We start from the raw sequence: 16,168 nt of genomic DNA, 5'->3' as shown, positions 1-16,168 counted from the left end.
CGGAAAGTATCTTTCATTAGATGAAATTTTCCTATCTATGAAACTAGTTAAACCTAGTGTGAATCGTGCTCTGAATGGTCTTCAGGTTCATGTTCATCTTCTTGATTTTCTGAATGTTCATCCTGTGACGTACCGTGGTTATGCCCGCCATTCTCCCCTTCAGGAGCTGGTGAGAAATCTAAGTGAGTTCCAGTAAAAGTTAGTTGTCCCAGATGACCTGGTTCTATTAGCTCGTTGAACTTTTCCTCTGTTAGCGGCTGAGCTGTTTCTTTTACTTCTTCTACCCATTCATCAAATTCAGCTTCGTTCATCGCTGTCACATTAAAGCTATTTTCAGCAAATCCTTTACCACTGAAATTCGCATTACGCCCCATAAATTCTCCAGGTACATCTGCTGCTAAATGAAGAGTTGTTACCATATCAGACATCGCATATTTTTGCCCACCAAGCTGTGGAATCCAAAAGCTCGTAATTGGACCAAAGGAATATAATTTAAACTCAATTGGTCGATCAGCTGGAATGTATAGATAATTGACTGTTTCGATATCCTGTTCTGGATAGCTGAAATGCCATTTCCAGTTGGATGATGATGCATATATTACTAAGGGTTCTTTATCTTCATAGCCCACAGGTGTAGATTCAACCTTATAGTTACTTTGAACTGAAACAACTGACAGGAACGCAACAATTAATACTGGAATACCAACAATAATCGCTTCGACCCATTTATTCCCCTCAATATGTGGCGGTTCATAATCCTCTCGCTGCTTGGAAGCGCGATATTTGATAAGCATAAAAACTAATAGTGAAAAAACGACGATAACAATAAATGACATTAACCAAATTGAAAGCATTATATCATTTGCTTGTGTTTGTGCTTGAGGCCCTTTGGGATCTAAAACCATTAGTGGTTCACAACCTGTTAGCACTGTGACAATAGTAGTTACTACTACAAGAAAAGCCCATTTTAACTTCATAAAAGGTACCCCTTTCTGTTGTATTTGCACTTATTAACAACTATGTATGAGGACACAAGAATGTGTACAACTTCACAAAGTTGTCAAAATTTTTTTATCCCGGTGTAACCGTCCGTAATAATTCACCTTAAAAAAAGGAGGTGAATCACTTCGAAAAGGAGATGTTTTGTCGAAAAAAACGGACGCTAACACCCCGATTGGTGAAATCAGGTTTTTCTTAGGGCTTTAGCCGTTAGAAAAATCCATCAGGCTTTGCGTGACTAACAATTAGTGGGGACGAAACCCCACTAATTGAAGTTTCACTTTATTAAAAATTAATTAACTTATAAATCTGTAATATGTGAATGTCGTTTTTGTCTATGACGAATATCACACTGTGTAGACGATAATAACACGTAACCCACTAAAAAGTTGTTACGAATTAAAGAAGGAATTATTTGTAAAAAATAATAATTGTAACATACAAGCTCTAAACCTTGTTGTGACACAAATCACAACATCTTTTTCAAATTTGAACATTCTGTTACAGTTGTAAAGTTCCATCAAAACAGTCTAATTCACTTCAAAAATTTAAGTATTTTTAATTGAATTTGTAATTAGTATCCATACTACTACTAAGTACATATTTGAGTGGAGTTTTCCCTATATTTAGGAAAGGTGGGATGATCCATTGAAGCTTCTTTGGATTTTTACACTTCTTTTTTCAATACAACAGTTTCAACCAGAGAACAACCTATACATCACATATAATGGTCAGCCAATTGCTACTGTGAATCGTGCAGAATACGCAATTCCTTTACTTGGTGTGCCAATATTAGATGACGCTAAGTATACTACGTTTTTGTCTTACTTAGATGAACAGGTTTACCAGGAGCCTCAAAATGCCAAAGTTGGCAAAGCAGGAGAGATTGTCCAGGAACGCGTTGGAAAAAAACTAAACAGAGACCAGTTTACAAAGTTATTCTATTCAAGCTTTTTTGGAAAAGGAGAATCAATTGAGGTACCAATCTCTAACATCTACCCCAGGGTAGATAGTGAGCTTCTCGCCACCATTCGAACTAAAATAATTGGTCAATATGTTACATATTTTAATTCGTCTAACAAAGAACGGTCTACAAATATAAGCCTCGCAGCTTCATCAATTGATAACCATGTTATTTTTCAAAATGAGACCTTTTCTTTTAATAAGGTTGTGGGGAAGAGAACAGCTGCAAAAGGTTATATGCCCGCTCCCGAGATTATCAGAGGTGAATTAATTGAAGGAATTGGTGGAGGAATATGCCAAGTTTCATCGACACTTTTTAATGCAGTGGATATGGCTGGAGTCGAAATTGTTAAGCGTTATTCACATAGCAAACGTGTGGGATATGTTCCTCCTGGGCGGGATGCAACAGTCAGTTGGTACGGACCTGACTTTCTTTTTAAAAATACATACAACCAACCCATTTTACTGCGTGCAAAGGCTACACACGGAACTTTAGTAATAACAGTTTATTCCTCTGAAGATATTAATGTTGAACCTAGGAACATAAGGTAAAGCCATATAAAAGTGAAAAGAGACCAGTTTTAGTCTGGTCTCTTTATCTCAAATACTTCACCGATTTTGGCATAGTAATTTCCTGCAAGTCTACTTACAGCCGCAAGCTTTTCATGATTTATCTTGCCATCGTAATAAAGCTCATTTTCAATATGAAATTGTACGATTCGCCCTATAAGCAGATCACATCCAGGTGTCTCTGTGCCTCCTAATTCCATCGAATGCTCTAACGTACATTCTAGTCTAATCTTTGCTTCCTCTATCCCTGGCACCATAACTACTTTACTATCAACTAAAGTAAGCCCTGCTCGGGTAATTTCACTTTCCGTAGGTGGCAGATTTGCTGCTGTTTCATTAATTTTTACAACATTGCTCTCATCAACAATATGAATAACGAACTCTTTCTTTTGTAAGATGTTTCGGGCAGTATCCTTCTTTTCTCCAGACTTACGTTGAATTGACAATGAGACTAATGGAGGGTTTGAGGAAACGATATTAAAATAACTAAAAGGCGCACCATTAACAACACCATTTTCTCCAATCGTTGTAACAAAGGCAATTGGTCTTGGTACAATCCCTCCAATTAACAGCTTGTAGTTGTCCCTTTCAGAATTTTGGTTAGGGTCAATTGATATCATCCTGCTACCTCCAATGACGTTTATTCTAACTCTCTTACTTCAAATGGTAGGAGAACTGCTTCGATTTTTGAACGATGTTGCTCATATTGTGGCGGAAGCTTTAGAGTTGATCCCATCGTTTCATAGGATTCGTCATAAGCGAAGCCTGGTGGATCTGTAGCAATTTCAAATAAAATTTCACCATGTTCTCTAAAATAAATGGCATTGAAATAATTACGATCACGAACAGACGTCACACCATACCCATGACTTCCAATATATTTTTGCCACTCTAATTGATCTTCGTCATCCTTTGCACTCCACGCGATATGATGAACAGTCCCTACTCCCATTTGTCCCGGACCCGAAGACGTTTGCTTAAGGTCAATTACATTTCCAATATCACCTATTGAGCGAAAACGGATAAAGTCTCCTTCCTCTCCAATCTTCTCAAGTCCCATTGTTAATAATAGTTCTCCAGTATCTTCCGGACTTGAAGAATACAAGGTAGCACCTGCAAATCCTTGAATAGCTACATCAGAGGTGATTTCACCAAACTCCCAACTACTTTTATTACTTTCATCACGTTCAACAATTTCCAGTTGTAATCCATGTACATCCTCAAACTGAAGGGATTGTTCACCAAATCGTTCAGTTTTTTCAAAAGATATACCGAACTTTGTTAGCCTCTTTTCCCAAAAAGGAAGAGCACCTTTCGGAACAGCATATGCAGTAACGCCGACCTGGCCATCCCCAATTTTGCCCTGGTACGCATTAGGCCATGGGAAGAATGTAATAATGGTTCCTGGCCTACCACCATCATCCCCAAAATATAAATGATACGTACCCGGGTCATCGAAGTTTACCGTCTGCTTTACTAAACGCAAGCATAAAACTCCTGCATAAAAATCAACATTTTCTTGCGGATGCCCTACTATTGCAGTTATATGATGAATACCTGTTGTTTTCATATATAGCTCTCCTTTGCTATTTTTATTATTGTTAACAGATAAAAAAGTTGCTATCCACTATATCTCGAATTAATTTATCTTGAATTTAAGATAATTTTACAAAAAAAATAACGATTTGTCAATTTAAGAAAACATACTACGGCAGAATTGCGGTATGCGTTTTAGAAAAGTTTTTAATCCTGGACTAAAGCTAAAAAAAGCCCTCTACATTTTCGTGTAGAGAGCATTGTTTTTAATATGGACCTCTAATGAATTGTTTAACATTTTCATTGTAGAAGTCTCTTATTTTTTGTTGTTCTTCAGCAGTGAATGATTTTACATTCATGGACTCTAGGTTTTCCTGAATCTGTTTGACGGTTTTAAATCCTGGAATGACACAGCTTACTTCTTCCTGATCAAGGATCCAGCGTAAAGCTGCTTTTGCCATTGAATCTCTTCCTTCTGCAATCCAAGTAAGCTGGTTTGACAGTTCAACCCCTTTTTTAAAGCCAAGACCTGCAAATGTTTCACCTACGTTAAAGGCTTCCCCATTTTCATTAAAGCTACGATGATCTTCTTTTTCAAATGTATGACTTTCTGTGAACTTACCTGTTAGTAAACCACTTGCTAACGGAAGTCTAACTAATATCCCTACTCCATTTTCTTTTGCCTTTGGAAGAAGTTCTTCTAGAGGCTTCTGTCTGAACATGTTAAAAATAACCTGCAGACTCTTTACGTTCGAATGTTCAAGGCAGATTAAACCTTCTTCAACAGTTTCAACACTCACTCCGTAATGACGAACCTTCCCCTCTTTTTGAAGGCGGTCCAGTACATCAAAAACCTGACCGTTTCGTAAAACTTCAGTAGGCGGGCAGTGAATTTGGTACAAATCAATTGCTTCGCGATTTAAGCGTTTTAAGCTTGCTTCACAATAGCTGCGAACTGTTTCATATGAATAGTTTTCTTCGCTATGTAAATCTCCTTGTCTGCAGAACTTTGTAGCAATATGTATTTCATCCTCTTTACCTTTGGTCGCTTTTGCTAACAATTCCTCACTATGCCCGTCGCCGTACACATCCGCTGTATCAAAGAAGTTAACACCGTTATCCATTGCCACCTGAAGGCCTTTTAGTGATTCTTCATCGTTTGTTTTTCCCCATGCCCCTCCAATTGCCCATGTACCAAAACTAACTTCACTTACTTTTAATCCTGTATTTCCTAGTGGTCTATATTTCAATTTGTCCAGCTCCCTTCATAAATCATATAAATCTTGATATTAGTTCTAGTTTAAATAGTAATGCGCTTACATACAAGTTTTTGAGACATTATCTAGAATTATTTAAGCTTTACCTATACTTTACTAAGCATTACTTCTAACAAAATAAAAAAGAGACTCCCTCAGTCTCTTATAGTTTAATTACTTTTTCGCTAAACTGTTTTCCGAACTCCCTACATAGAGATTGTTCTTTTTCAGTTGGAGACAACTCAATTTTCAGTGGTGGTAGAATCATTTCAGCACCACATTTTTGTAACTTTTCTGTAAGGAGATCAACTGCTCTTGCAAAATACGGATACATTGAACTACCTGACCCAAAAACGGCACCTTTTTTTGTTGTAAAGTCCAGACCATCTAACTCCTCATATAAATCAAGAAACTCGTCAGGGAGCGCACCTTCTCCCCAAGTATAAGTCCCTAAAAGTATACCATCGTATTTCAGTAACTCCTCGGGTAGTACCTCCCAACAATCCTTAACTTCTACTTGTAGTCCATTTTCTATAACACTTTCTGCTATGATCTTGGCCATTAACTCTGTGTTTCCAGACATACTTGCATAAATAACAATGACCCTATACAATTTGGATCCCCCCAATAGGGTTAATTTAAAGCTTTATCCTCTAGCTGTTCTGGTTGTTTTATAATGATAGTCCGCTGCCCTTTCAACTCAATCAAACCTTTGTTTTGAAAGGACGAGAGGCGACGGCTTAAGGTTTCTTGGCTCGTTCCAAGGATTGAAGCTAAGTCTCCCTTGCTAATTGGAAGCTGTAACTGAATACTATCATTCAATTCTCCTCTAGACTCAGCCATTAATTCCACTAAATATGAAGCAATTCGTTTCTCAACATCCTGTGAATTTAGTTTTTCAACAAGAGTCTCTGTACGAGTAAGTCTGCTGCTAACTTCCTCTAATACTTTTAGTGAGATGGTAGGATATTGTAAAAGGAGTTGCTGAAAATCCCTTTGGTTAATGGAACAGATTTCAGTATCTTCCATTGCTTCGGCAAAGTTAGAAGTTACGGTATTCGAAAAAAGAGCCAGTTCACCAACGAAATCCCCAGATTCAATGAACCGGATGATTTGTTCCTTTCCATTCTCAGTGAGACGATATATTTTTACCCGACCCTTATGAACAATAAAAAGATGCTCAGAGAGTTCCTCTGATTGAAAAAGGAGCTCTCCTTTAGCTAATTTCCGACTAATACTAACTCCCGCAATTTCTCGCATTTCCTCTTCATTCAAATGGTTAAATATAGGAACTTTGGAAATGCAGGAATTCTTCATATGATCATGACTATTGCAAGAGTGACAGTGCATTTGGAATTACTCCCATCATTAATTTATTTTTGATATGAGCTTATTAGATTTGTATTCTATGATGCCATTCTTTTGTTTATCTTTATATCGTACAAGGCGAATCGCATTAAGAATAACTAGCAAAACACTGGCTTCATGGATGAACATGCCTGATGCTAAGAATACTGTTTTTGTTAAAACTCCGACTAATAATAACACCACTATTGCGACTGCAAAGTACATGTTTTGCTTCATATTCAATACGGTTGCTCTTGCAAGTTTAACTGCCAACGGAAGACGGTCCAGTCTATCCGACATTAATACAACATCTGCTGTTTCCATTGCAACATCTGTGCCGGCCCCGCCCATGGCAATTCCAATATCTGCTGAGGCAATTGCAGGTGCATCATTTATCCCGTCACCAACCATTGCAACTTTATATCCTTGGCTTTTTAGATTCTTAATTCTCTCAACCTTTTGTTCGGGGAGTAATTCTGCATAATATCCATCCAACTTAAGTTGATTTGCTATTATTTCTGCGACTGCTATATTATCTCCCGTTAACATGACAATTTTCTTAATACCTGACTGCTTTATTTTTTGAATGGCCATTACCGCTTCTGGCCGTAGTTGGTCAGAAATTGAAATAACCCCTAACACTGTTTGTGTATCTGAAACAAGTACTACTGTTTGACCTTTTTCTTCTTCGGATGCTACGTATGCTCTTACTTTATCATCTAATTGAATCTTGTATTCAAGTAATAATTTACGTGTACCAATTACTAACTGTCTTTCTGCAACTTTTGCTTCAATTCCTTTACCCTTAAATACTCGGAATTCCCTCGGCTCCTTATTTAGGGCGATATTTCTTTTGTCCGCTTCTTTTACAATTGCCTTTCCTAAATGATGCTCCGAAAAAAGCTCGGCGGTGGCACTTAATTCGAGCAGTTCTTTCTCAGATATTCCAAAAGCCTTAATTGACGAAACCTCTGGTGTCCCTACTGTAAGTGTACCAGTTTTATCAAATGCTACGACATCAATTTGTGAAAGTTGCTCCACGATTTCGCCACCTTTTAGCAAAATCCCATTTTTCGCTCCATTTCCGATCCCTGCAACGATTGAAACAGGAGCAGAGATTACGAGAGCTCCTGGACATGAGATTACGAGAAAGGTTAGTGTTAACTCGATGTCCTTTGAGAAAAGGAAGACTACTATGGCTAGTAACAAAATAATTGGTGTATAAAATGATGCAAATCTTTCAAGATACTTTTGCGTTTTTGCTTTCGAATCCTGGGCTTCCTCAACAAGCTGCAGGATTTTAGAAAAGGTTGTATTTTCCCCTACCCTTTCCGCCTCTAATTCCAAATAACCTGTATCAAGAATTGTCCCGCTATAAACTTTATCGTTTTTACTCTTTAAAACAGGTATCGCTTCACCAGTGATGGTAGCTTCATTGACACTTGCATGGCCAACTCTAACTTTCCCATCTACGGGGATTTTTTCTCCAGACTGTACAAATACAATATCCCGCTCTTTTACATCCTCTACAGGTACAAACATCTTTTGATTGTTTAAAAGAATCCTTGCTTGTTGAGGGGCCAAGTCCATCAACGATCTAAGCGATGAACGTGTTTTTTCAAGAGTACGAGATTCTAAGTATGCCCCAAATAAAAATAGAAAGGTAACCGCCGCTGATTCAACATATTCGCCTATAATGATTGCACCTGTAACTGCAATTGTGACTAAGAGCTCGATGCTGATGATTCGTAATCGTAATGATTGGTACGCTTTGATTACAATAGGGATTCCAGCAAATGCACTTGCTAGTAAAAATGCGATGTTCGCTATGAATATCTGGTCTAATTCACGAAGCAGTATCCCTATCAACAATAGACTCCCGGAAACTATGACTATTTGTTTCTTGTCGCTTCTTCTCACTTTCCTCGCCTCCACTATTTTTCGATTTTAGTAGAAAGAACAGGATAGCCTAGTCTATTCAACAGAGCAGCATATTCATTTGGATCCGCCTTTGTTTCATCGTAGGCAACCTTCACTTTTCCAGAGTTAAATAATACTTTTACTTCGTCTACACCAACCTGTTTCGTTAATGCCTTTTCTATTTTAGCGATACAGCTAGGGCAAGTGAGTTCTTCCATTTTATAAGTAACATTTCTCATTTTTCATTCCTCCTCGTTTGTTTTGTTTTGTTTACACCTTTATTGTACGAAGAGGTTGCGTTGGAAACTTTGACGTGGGTCAAATTTTGATTTTTGGGAGATTAACTTATGAAACTACATGAAATCCTTTCATTTTTCTGGGGAATTGCTTGTTAGAAGGTTTGAAAATTGGGGTTATGCAGTTTAATTCTGATTTGTGCATGTTATTTTGGATTTCTACATTTTAATCAAAATTTATGCACTTTAGCAAAATCCGGGCCAGAAAACCACACCATTTTCATAATCAGAAAACATCAGATGCGTGATTGCAATCATGCAAAAAGAGGAGGTTTCCCCCCTCTACACTTAGACTCTCTTTTGTCCACTCTTATACCCATCACGAGCACGGTATTGCTGTGGTGCACGTGTCGGATAGCGTAATGGAAAGCTAAACATATGAACAAGCTTTGTGAATGGAATAGATGCAAATAATAAAAACGATAGGACCACATGAACCTTAAACAACGTTGGTACTCCGAGCATAAGTCCAGGTTGTGGATTCAATGTGAATAAACTTCGAAACCACGGGCCAATGGATACACGGTATTCATAAGCTGCAACCGTTGTATTGTAGATAATCGTCATATATGTGCCTAATCCAGCCACTAGGAGAAGCAAGATGACTGTAAAATAATCTCCAAAGGACGAATGTACACGTATCTTTTCAATTGCAAGCTTCCGTATCAGAAAGAAAATTAGCCCAAGTACCACCATAACTCCAGCAAACCCTCCACCTACAATGGCAAAAAAGTGATAGGTATGGTCGTCTACCCCGATTGCGTTATAGAACTCCAAAGGAATCAATACCCCCATTACATGTCCAAAAAACGCAAAGATAATTCCATAGTGAAACAAAGGAGATGCAACTTTTAGCCACTTTTTCTCAAATATCTCAGTTGATGGTGCCGTCCAGGTTTTACCTCGAAAAATAAAGCGGTAAAAAGTTGCAACAACAAGAATCGTACCGCAGATATACGGGTAGATCGTCCACCAAAACAATAACTCCATCCAAACGCCTCCTTCCTGTCATGTAAGGTGAAAATTACTATTTCCGTACATGTACCTTAATGGTAAACCACTAACAATCACAAAGTTATCCACATATACACAGGATAACCTTTGATTTATCCACATTATCAACATGCGTATCCACATGTATTCTAAACAATTAATCCACAAAATTCACAGCAATCCACAGATCTTATCCACATTGTCCACATTCCCAAAAAAACTATTTATTGATACATCATTGGATAAGGTAGTTCTTCTAAATCCGCTTCCTCTCGTTCGTTTTCAAGTATAAGTATCTCTTCCGTTTCAGGTGCTTCAAATACAAACATCATTAGTAAGTCTACTGCCCTCTGATATGGATTTGATTCTGGAAGATGTTTAAGGATACGGTGAATTGCAAATGCCAGCCGACGTGACAGCCGCTCGAAATTCTCTCCTTCAGGTGCATGCGCTAAAAGCTCGAGGAGCATCGGAATATAGTCAACTATTTCCTGCCCCTCATATTCGAATCCAGCTTCACAAATCAGTTTCTGCAATTTAATCAATGCTGCTCCACGTTTCCGACTATCTCCCAGTTCATGTGCAGTGAGATAAAGACCTGTTTTATCCTTATAGTCAAAGGTATCCACATAAAGCTGTTGAAGATCAAGTAAGGAATATTCAAAGAGAGGCTTTACCCGTTCTAGAATCTCATTTCTCATTCTTATAGAAGAAACTTGCTCAGTTACAAACTCCTCAATATCTTGATATCCTTCCAGTAATTCTTGTGTAGGATAATCAAGCACTCGAGACATGATGACTGCTATCGCTTTTGATTCATTATTCATTGATTTCCACTTCTTTCAAACGGATATGTCACCATTCCTTCAGGTGGTGCTAAGTCTTCGATACTGCAGGCTCCTTGCTTGTAATGAAGATCTTCGTCCATTTCGCGACGACCTGTTGGAATTACAAATCTTTCATTATACTTCGCAACTCCCAGTAATCGATTCATTTCTTCAAGTTCTTCTACAGTTGTGCCCGCTTCTTCTAAAAGCTTACTCTTAGCCACTTCATCAATTCCACCTACTGTTTTCGCACGCATATGAACACGCATAGCTGCCATTTTTAACAGAACTCTTCGTATCACACTTGTGTCATCAGCAGCTAAGATAGAAGCCAAGTATTCCATTGGTATTCTCATGTCATCCACAGCCGGGATATAGCCATCTACACTCAAACTCTGCTCATTTGTAATATGATTCATGATTGGACTTAGTGGTGGAACATACCACACCATTGGTAGAGTTCGATATTCAGGATGTAATGGTAAGGCAATTTTCCACTTCATTGCCATCTTATAAATTGGTGACTCCTGAGCACTTTTAATCCAGCTATGATTGATTCCTTGTTCTTGAGCCTTTTCAATTACTTCCGGGTCAAATGGGTCTAAGAATACAGAAAGCTGTGACTCGTATAAATCCTTCGGGTCTTCTACAGATGCCGCTTCCTTTACTTTGTCAGCGTCATAAAGAACAACTCCGATATATCGAATACGTCCGACACATGTTTCTGAACATACTGTTGGAAGGCCCGCTTCAGTACGTGGATAACAAAAATTACATTTTTCTGCCTTATGTGTGTTCCAGTTATAATATACCTTGTGGTATGGGCATCCATTCATACAGAAACGCCAGCCACGACATGCATCCTGATCAACAAGTACAATTCCGTCTTCATCACGCTTGTACAATGCTCCTGACGGACAAGACGCCACACAGGATGGATTTAGACAGTGTTCACAGATCCTCGGCAAATACATCATGAATGTTTTTTCATATTCCATCGCAATATGCTCTTGAAGCTTCTGAACATTCGGATCCAGCGGAACTACTTCACTTCCACCAGCTAGGTCATCGTCCCAGTTTGAACCCCATTCTGGTTTATCGATATACTTTCCTGTAATCATTGACTTCGGACGTGCGACAGGGATATTCTCTCCCTTTTTCGCCTGATGCAAATGCTCAAAATCATATGTCCACGGTTCATAAAAATCATCAAGCTCTGCCATGTTAGGATTGTAAAAAATATTGGCTAGTTTCGAAATTGGCCCACCTGCACGTAAATGTAATCTCCCGTTTCTTAGTGTCCAGCCACCCTTATAGCGGTCAGTGTTTTCCCACTCCTTCGGGTACCCTGGTCCAGGGCGGGTTTCCACATTGTTATACCAGACATATTCCATGCCCGGTCGATTCGTCCAGACGTTTTTACAAGTAACAGAACAAGTATGACAGCCAATACACTTGTCCAAATGCATGACCATCGCAACTTGTGCTTTAATTCTCAAGCCAGTCGACCTCCTTTAATGGGCGAACAATCGCCAACGTATCTCTCTGGCTACCAGTTGGTCCATAGTAATTAAAACCATAGCTTAACTGCGAATAACCACCAATCATATGTGTCGCTTTCGGATAAATTCTAGTCACACTGTTATGTGTACCGCCACGATTTTTATTGATTGTGTTACCAGGCACACCCATCGTCCGATCCTGAGCGTGGTGCATATACACCGCGCCACGCGGCATCCGGTATGTGAGTACAGCTCTCGCAACAACTGCCCCATTCCGGTTATAAAGTTCAATCCAATCATTGTCTTTAATTCCGATTTCAGCTGCATCCTCTTCATTCATCCAGACAACCTGCCAGCCACGGAATAGCTGTACCATATGCCTTGTGTCAGTGAACATCGTATGAATACCCCATTTTTGGTGAGGTGTCATATAACGGAGAGTGATTGATTTCCCTGTGTTTGCAACTTCTTTTTCACCCTTCACAAATGGCCCCTTATTTATCGGAGGAATGTATAACGGAAGCCCCTCTCCATAATCAAGCATGACTTCATGATCTAAATAAAAACTTTGACGACCAGTTAACGTATGCCATGGAATATGATATTCCTTGTTCACCGTGAACGGAGAATAGCGTCTATTATCATTTTCCAATCCACTCCAAACCGGAGTTGAGATGGTTTGACGAGGTTGAATGGTTAAAGCGTCTAATGTATAGTCCTCATCCTCACGCCCCTCTGAAATATGACCGAGTTTTTTACCAGTCTTCTGCTCCATCGACTTCCAGCCTTCAACAGCACGCTTTCCGTTGGTCGCACCGGACATTAGTAAAATAGCATTTATCGCTTGCACATCAGAGTAAAGTGAAGGATATCCCTTTCCGATTCCTTCGTACTTGGAAGGTCCCAATCGGTCCATTAAGGATTGGTATACTTTATCTCCAGGAATCTTAACTCCTTTTGTACCATATCCATTTTTAATGTTTGGACCAACCGTTATCCACATATCATATACATTTGGATAATCACGCTTTACATAATTTAAGTTCGGCATTGTTTTACCAGGTATGCCTTCCACTTCGCCTTTTCGCCAATCTTTAACCTTCCCGAAAGGCTGAGCGATTTCATTAATTGTATCGTGTGCTAATGGAGAAATGACCACATCTTCTTGTGGAGGCAAATGCTCTCTCGCCAACTCTGAGAATGTTTTCGCAATCTGTCTAAAAGCATCCCAGTCACTTCTTGTATCCCAGGGCGGACTAATCGCAGCATTAAACGGATGAACAAATGGATGTAAATCCGTTGTACTGATGTCTTGCTTTTCGTACCATGTTGCTGCCGGTAAAATGATGTCAGAGAACAGACCAGAGCTCGTCATTCTAAAATCCATACTTACAAACAAATCTGTTTTTGCTTCTGGCGGCTTCTCCGTAATATTTACATCCTTTGGTTGCCAGGAATGTTCTGGATCTGATAGCACCGTATCTTTAGAGCCAATTAAATGCTTCACGAAATACTCGTGTCCCTTTCCACTATCCCCCAATAAATTAGAGCGCCAGTTAAAGAAGACACGCGGGAAGTTTCTAGGATCATTTGGGTTTTCTATCGCAAAATCAAGTTCTCCATCTACCATCTGCTTAGCAATGTAATCTGTAACAGCTTTATCATCATTACCATGTTTAGCTCGAGCATCCTTCATTACATCTAATGTGTTTTGCGAGAGTGATGGAAAGCTTGGTAGCCACCCCAACCTCGCTGAAAGTGCATTAAAGTCTGCAGGATGCATCTTTGTATATTGACTACCCCATTCGTTTTGTACATCATCAGCATCGTATTCATACCGGAACTGTTCAGTTGCAAAGTAGAAGAATGAAGTTCCATTCATTAAACGTGGTGCTTTTACCCAGTCATTTGCGAACGCAATTTGTTGAAATCCTTCTAACGGACGAACCTTTTCCTGCCCTACATAATGAGCCCATCCTCCACCGTTTACGCCTTGGGAACCAGTTAACATCACAAGGTTTAAAATTGAACGGTAAATTTGGTCACTATGGTACCAGTGATTCGTACCGCCACCCATTGCAATCATTGACTTCCCTTGTGTTAAAGCTGCATTTTCAGCAAATTCGCGTGCTACTTGAATGACATGTTCCTTTTTCACACCTGTTATACTTTCCTGCCAGGCTGGTGTGTATGGTCTAGTTGCATCATTATAATCAGTTGGATAATCGCCTGTTAGTCCTCGATTAACACCTGTATGTGCGAGCATAATATCAAAAACGGTTGTGACAATTAGTTCATCACCATTTTTGTCCTTAATCTTTTTAACTGGGACACCACGTTCAACTTTTCCACCCTGTTGCTCAGCAAAATAAGGGAATTCAACCAGTGCAACTTCATCTGAATCCTGTAAAAAGCTGAGTCGAGGATTAATACTCGTTCCATCCTCATTTACCATATCTAAGTTCCACTTGCTACCACTATCCCAACGGTGGCCTTGGGTACCATTCGGAACTGCGACGTTTTTGGAGCTATCATCCCATACTACAGTTTTCCAGTCGCCGTGCTCTTGTTGGTCTGAAAAGTCAGAAGCACGAACAAATCGATCCGTTCGATAACTATTATTCTTTTTATTTAATACAACTAGAAACGGAAGGTCTGTATACTGCTTAACGTAATCTGTAAAATATGGTGTTTCCTTATCTACATAAAATTCTTTTAAAATAACATGTGTCATCGCCATCGCCAATGCGCCATCCGTACCTGCTTTGGCCGGCAACCAAATATCAGCAAACTTATCATACTCAGCATAATCTGGACTTACCCCTACTACCTTTGTACCGTTATAGCGAGATTCAACCATAAAATGAGCGTCAGGTGTCCTTGTTTGTGGGATGTTTGTTCCCCAGATGATGAAGTATTTTGTGTTATACCAATCTCCACTTTCAGGCACATCCGTTTGATCACCCCACACCTGTGGAGATGCTGGAGGTAGATCCGCATACCAATCGTAAAAGCTCAGTATAGACCCACCTATTAAAGATAAAAACCTCGTCCCGCCGGAATAACTCACCATCGACATTGCAGGGATTGGGCTAAAACCAACAACCCGGTCAGGACCGTATTTTTTGATCGTATAAATAGTAGAAGCTGCAATGATTTCACAGACATCCTTCCATGTTCCACGAACAAAGCCGCCTTTACCACGGGCTGACACATATTGAGCACGTTTTTCTGGATTAGTGACAATGTTTTCCCATGCTTGGACAGGGTTGTCTGCTTTCTCCAATTCTTCTTTCCAAAGAGCAAAAAGATCTCCACGCACATATGGATACTTCACACGAGTCGGGCTATATGTATACCATGAGAAACTTGCGCCACGCGGGCATCCTCTAGGCTCGTAATCCGGGAAGTCGTCCCCGGTTGATGGATAATCTGTCTGCTGTGTCTCATAGGCGATAATTCCGTCTTTCACATGAATTCTCCAGCTACAAGACCCCGTACAGTTTACGCCATGAGTAGAACGAACAATTTTATCGTAGGCCCATCGATTTCGATAAACAGATTCCCAGTCACGCGGACGTGGATTCTCCTCTGTCCAGCCATCATTGATTCGCTCTCCACGGACTAAATGCTTCAATGAATGTAGCAGATTATTTTTCTTTGCCACTGCCGCCATCCCTTTCTTTCAGGAGATTCGCTAATGGATTGAAATCTTCCCCAACAATTCGATAAGATTCATTTCCTTGTTGGAATTCCTCTAAGAACACATTCCAGCTCGAAGCATTTGCCGCTGCTAAAATAAGACGTTGTAATGTCCCCATTTCATCAATTTGGTAGATTTGTTCAATCATTTTCCCTGGGACGTCACCAAATCTCATTCTTAATACAGCTATTAAATCTTCGCGGTCATCAATTAGCATTGTGTCATTCTCTAATGAAAACAATTGAATATACAACCC

Annotated in this window: 14 protein-coding genes; 1 reads left to right on the top strand and 13 read right to left on the bottom strand. The window is 39.5% G+C overall.

Annotation, left to right across the window (positions count from 1 at the left end; all coding sequences use genetic code 11):
* Positions 1-53: 53 nt before the first annotated feature.
* Entirely contained in the window at positions 54-977 is a 924-nt protein-coding gene (gene qoxA, locus AB3M96_RS09455; protein WP_412967346.1) for a cytochrome aa3 quinol oxidase subunit II, read from the bottom strand.
* Positions 978-1,647: 670 nt separating this feature from the next.
* Here qoxA and AB3M96_RS09450 point away from each other — a divergent pair.
* Entirely contained in the window at positions 1,648-2,514 is an 867-nt protein-coding gene (locus tag AB3M96_RS09450; RefSeq protein ID WP_412967345.1) for a VanW family protein, read from the top strand.
* Between the two features lie 29 nt (positions 2,515-2,543).
* Here the strand turns inward: AB3M96_RS09450 and AB3M96_RS09445 are convergent, their stop codons facing one another.
* From AB3M96_RS09445 to AB3M96_RS09390, 12 genes are all read right to left on the bottom strand, one after another.
* A complete protein-coding gene (locus AB3M96_RS09445; RefSeq protein WP_412967344.1) occupies positions 2,544-3,152 on the bottom strand; it encodes a flavin reductase family protein in 609 nt (202 codons plus the stop codon).
* A gap of 20 nt (positions 3,153-3,172) precedes the next feature.
* Positions 3,173-4,102, bottom strand: a complete 930-nt coding sequence (locus AB3M96_RS09440) for a ring-cleaving dioxygenase (protein WP_412967343.1) — start codon at positions 4,100-4,102, stop codon at positions 3,173-3,175.
* A 232-nt stretch (positions 4,103-4,334) separates the two neighbouring features.
* Entirely contained in the window at positions 4,335-5,318 is a 984-nt protein-coding gene (locus AB3M96_RS09435) for an aldo/keto reductase (protein ID WP_412967342.1), read from the bottom strand.
* A 169-nt stretch (positions 5,319-5,487) separates the two neighbouring features.
* Positions 5,488-5,937: a flavodoxin gene (locus AB3M96_RS09430; protein ID WP_412967341.1), complete on the bottom strand. Its 450-nt coding sequence runs from the start codon at positions 5,935-5,937 to the stop codon at positions 5,488-5,490.
* Positions 5,938-5,957: 20 nt separating this feature from the next.
* Positions 5,958-6,599, bottom strand: coding sequence for a Crp/Fnr family transcriptional regulator (locus tag AB3M96_RS09425; RefSeq protein ID WP_412967340.1), 642 nt, complete (start codon positions 6,597-6,599; stop codon positions 5,958-5,960).
* Positions 6,600-6,692: 93 nt separating this feature from the next.
* Entirely contained in the window at positions 6,693-8,591 is a 1,899-nt protein-coding gene (locus AB3M96_RS09420) for a heavy metal translocating P-type ATPase (RefSeq protein WP_412967339.1), read from the bottom strand.
* 14 nt (positions 8,592-8,605) lie between these two features.
* A complete protein-coding gene (locus AB3M96_RS09415) occupies positions 8,606-8,830 on the bottom strand; it encodes a heavy-metal-associated domain-containing protein (protein ID WP_412967338.1) in 225 nt (74 codons plus the stop codon).
* Positions 8,831-9,175: 345 nt separating this feature from the next.
* Complete coding sequence (gene narI / locus AB3M96_RS09410; RefSeq protein ID WP_412967337.1) at positions 9,176-9,877, bottom strand: respiratory nitrate reductase subunit gamma; 702 nt, start codon at positions 9,875-9,877, stop codon at positions 9,176-9,178.
* A gap of 227 nt (positions 9,878-10,104) precedes the next feature.
* Complete coding sequence (gene narJ / locus AB3M96_RS09405; RefSeq protein ID WP_412967336.1) at positions 10,105-10,707, bottom strand: nitrate reductase molybdenum cofactor assembly chaperone; 603 nt, start codon at positions 10,705-10,707, stop codon at positions 10,105-10,107.
* Positions 10,704-12,206: a nitrate reductase subunit beta gene (gene narH, locus AB3M96_RS09400; protein ID WP_412967335.1), complete on the bottom strand. Its 1,503-nt coding sequence runs from the start codon at positions 12,204-12,206 to the stop codon at positions 10,704-10,706. Before narH ends, narJ begins: the two co-directional genes overlap by 4 nt.
* A complete protein-coding gene (locus AB3M96_RS09395; protein ID WP_412967334.1) occupies positions 12,196-15,885 on the bottom strand; it encodes a nitrate reductase subunit alpha in 3,690 nt (1,229 codons plus the stop codon). The genes narH and AB3M96_RS09395 overlap by 11 nt, the downstream gene beginning before the upstream one ends.
* On the bottom strand, positions 15,860-16,153 hold the full coding sequence (locus AB3M96_RS09390) for a hypothetical protein (protein ID WP_412967333.1): 294 nt from the start codon (positions 16,151-16,153) through the stop codon (positions 15,860-15,862). Before AB3M96_RS09390 ends, AB3M96_RS09395 begins: the two co-directional genes overlap by 26 nt.
* Positions 16,154-16,168: the final 15 nt, after the last annotated feature.

The organism is Ferdinandcohnia jepli, from assembly GCF_047246645.1.
In the GTDB taxonomy this organism is placed as follows: Bacteria; Bacillota; Bacilli; order Bacillales; family Bacillaceae_L; genus Ferdinandcohnia.
This window is presented reverse-complemented; position numbering and strand designations above follow the sequence as displayed.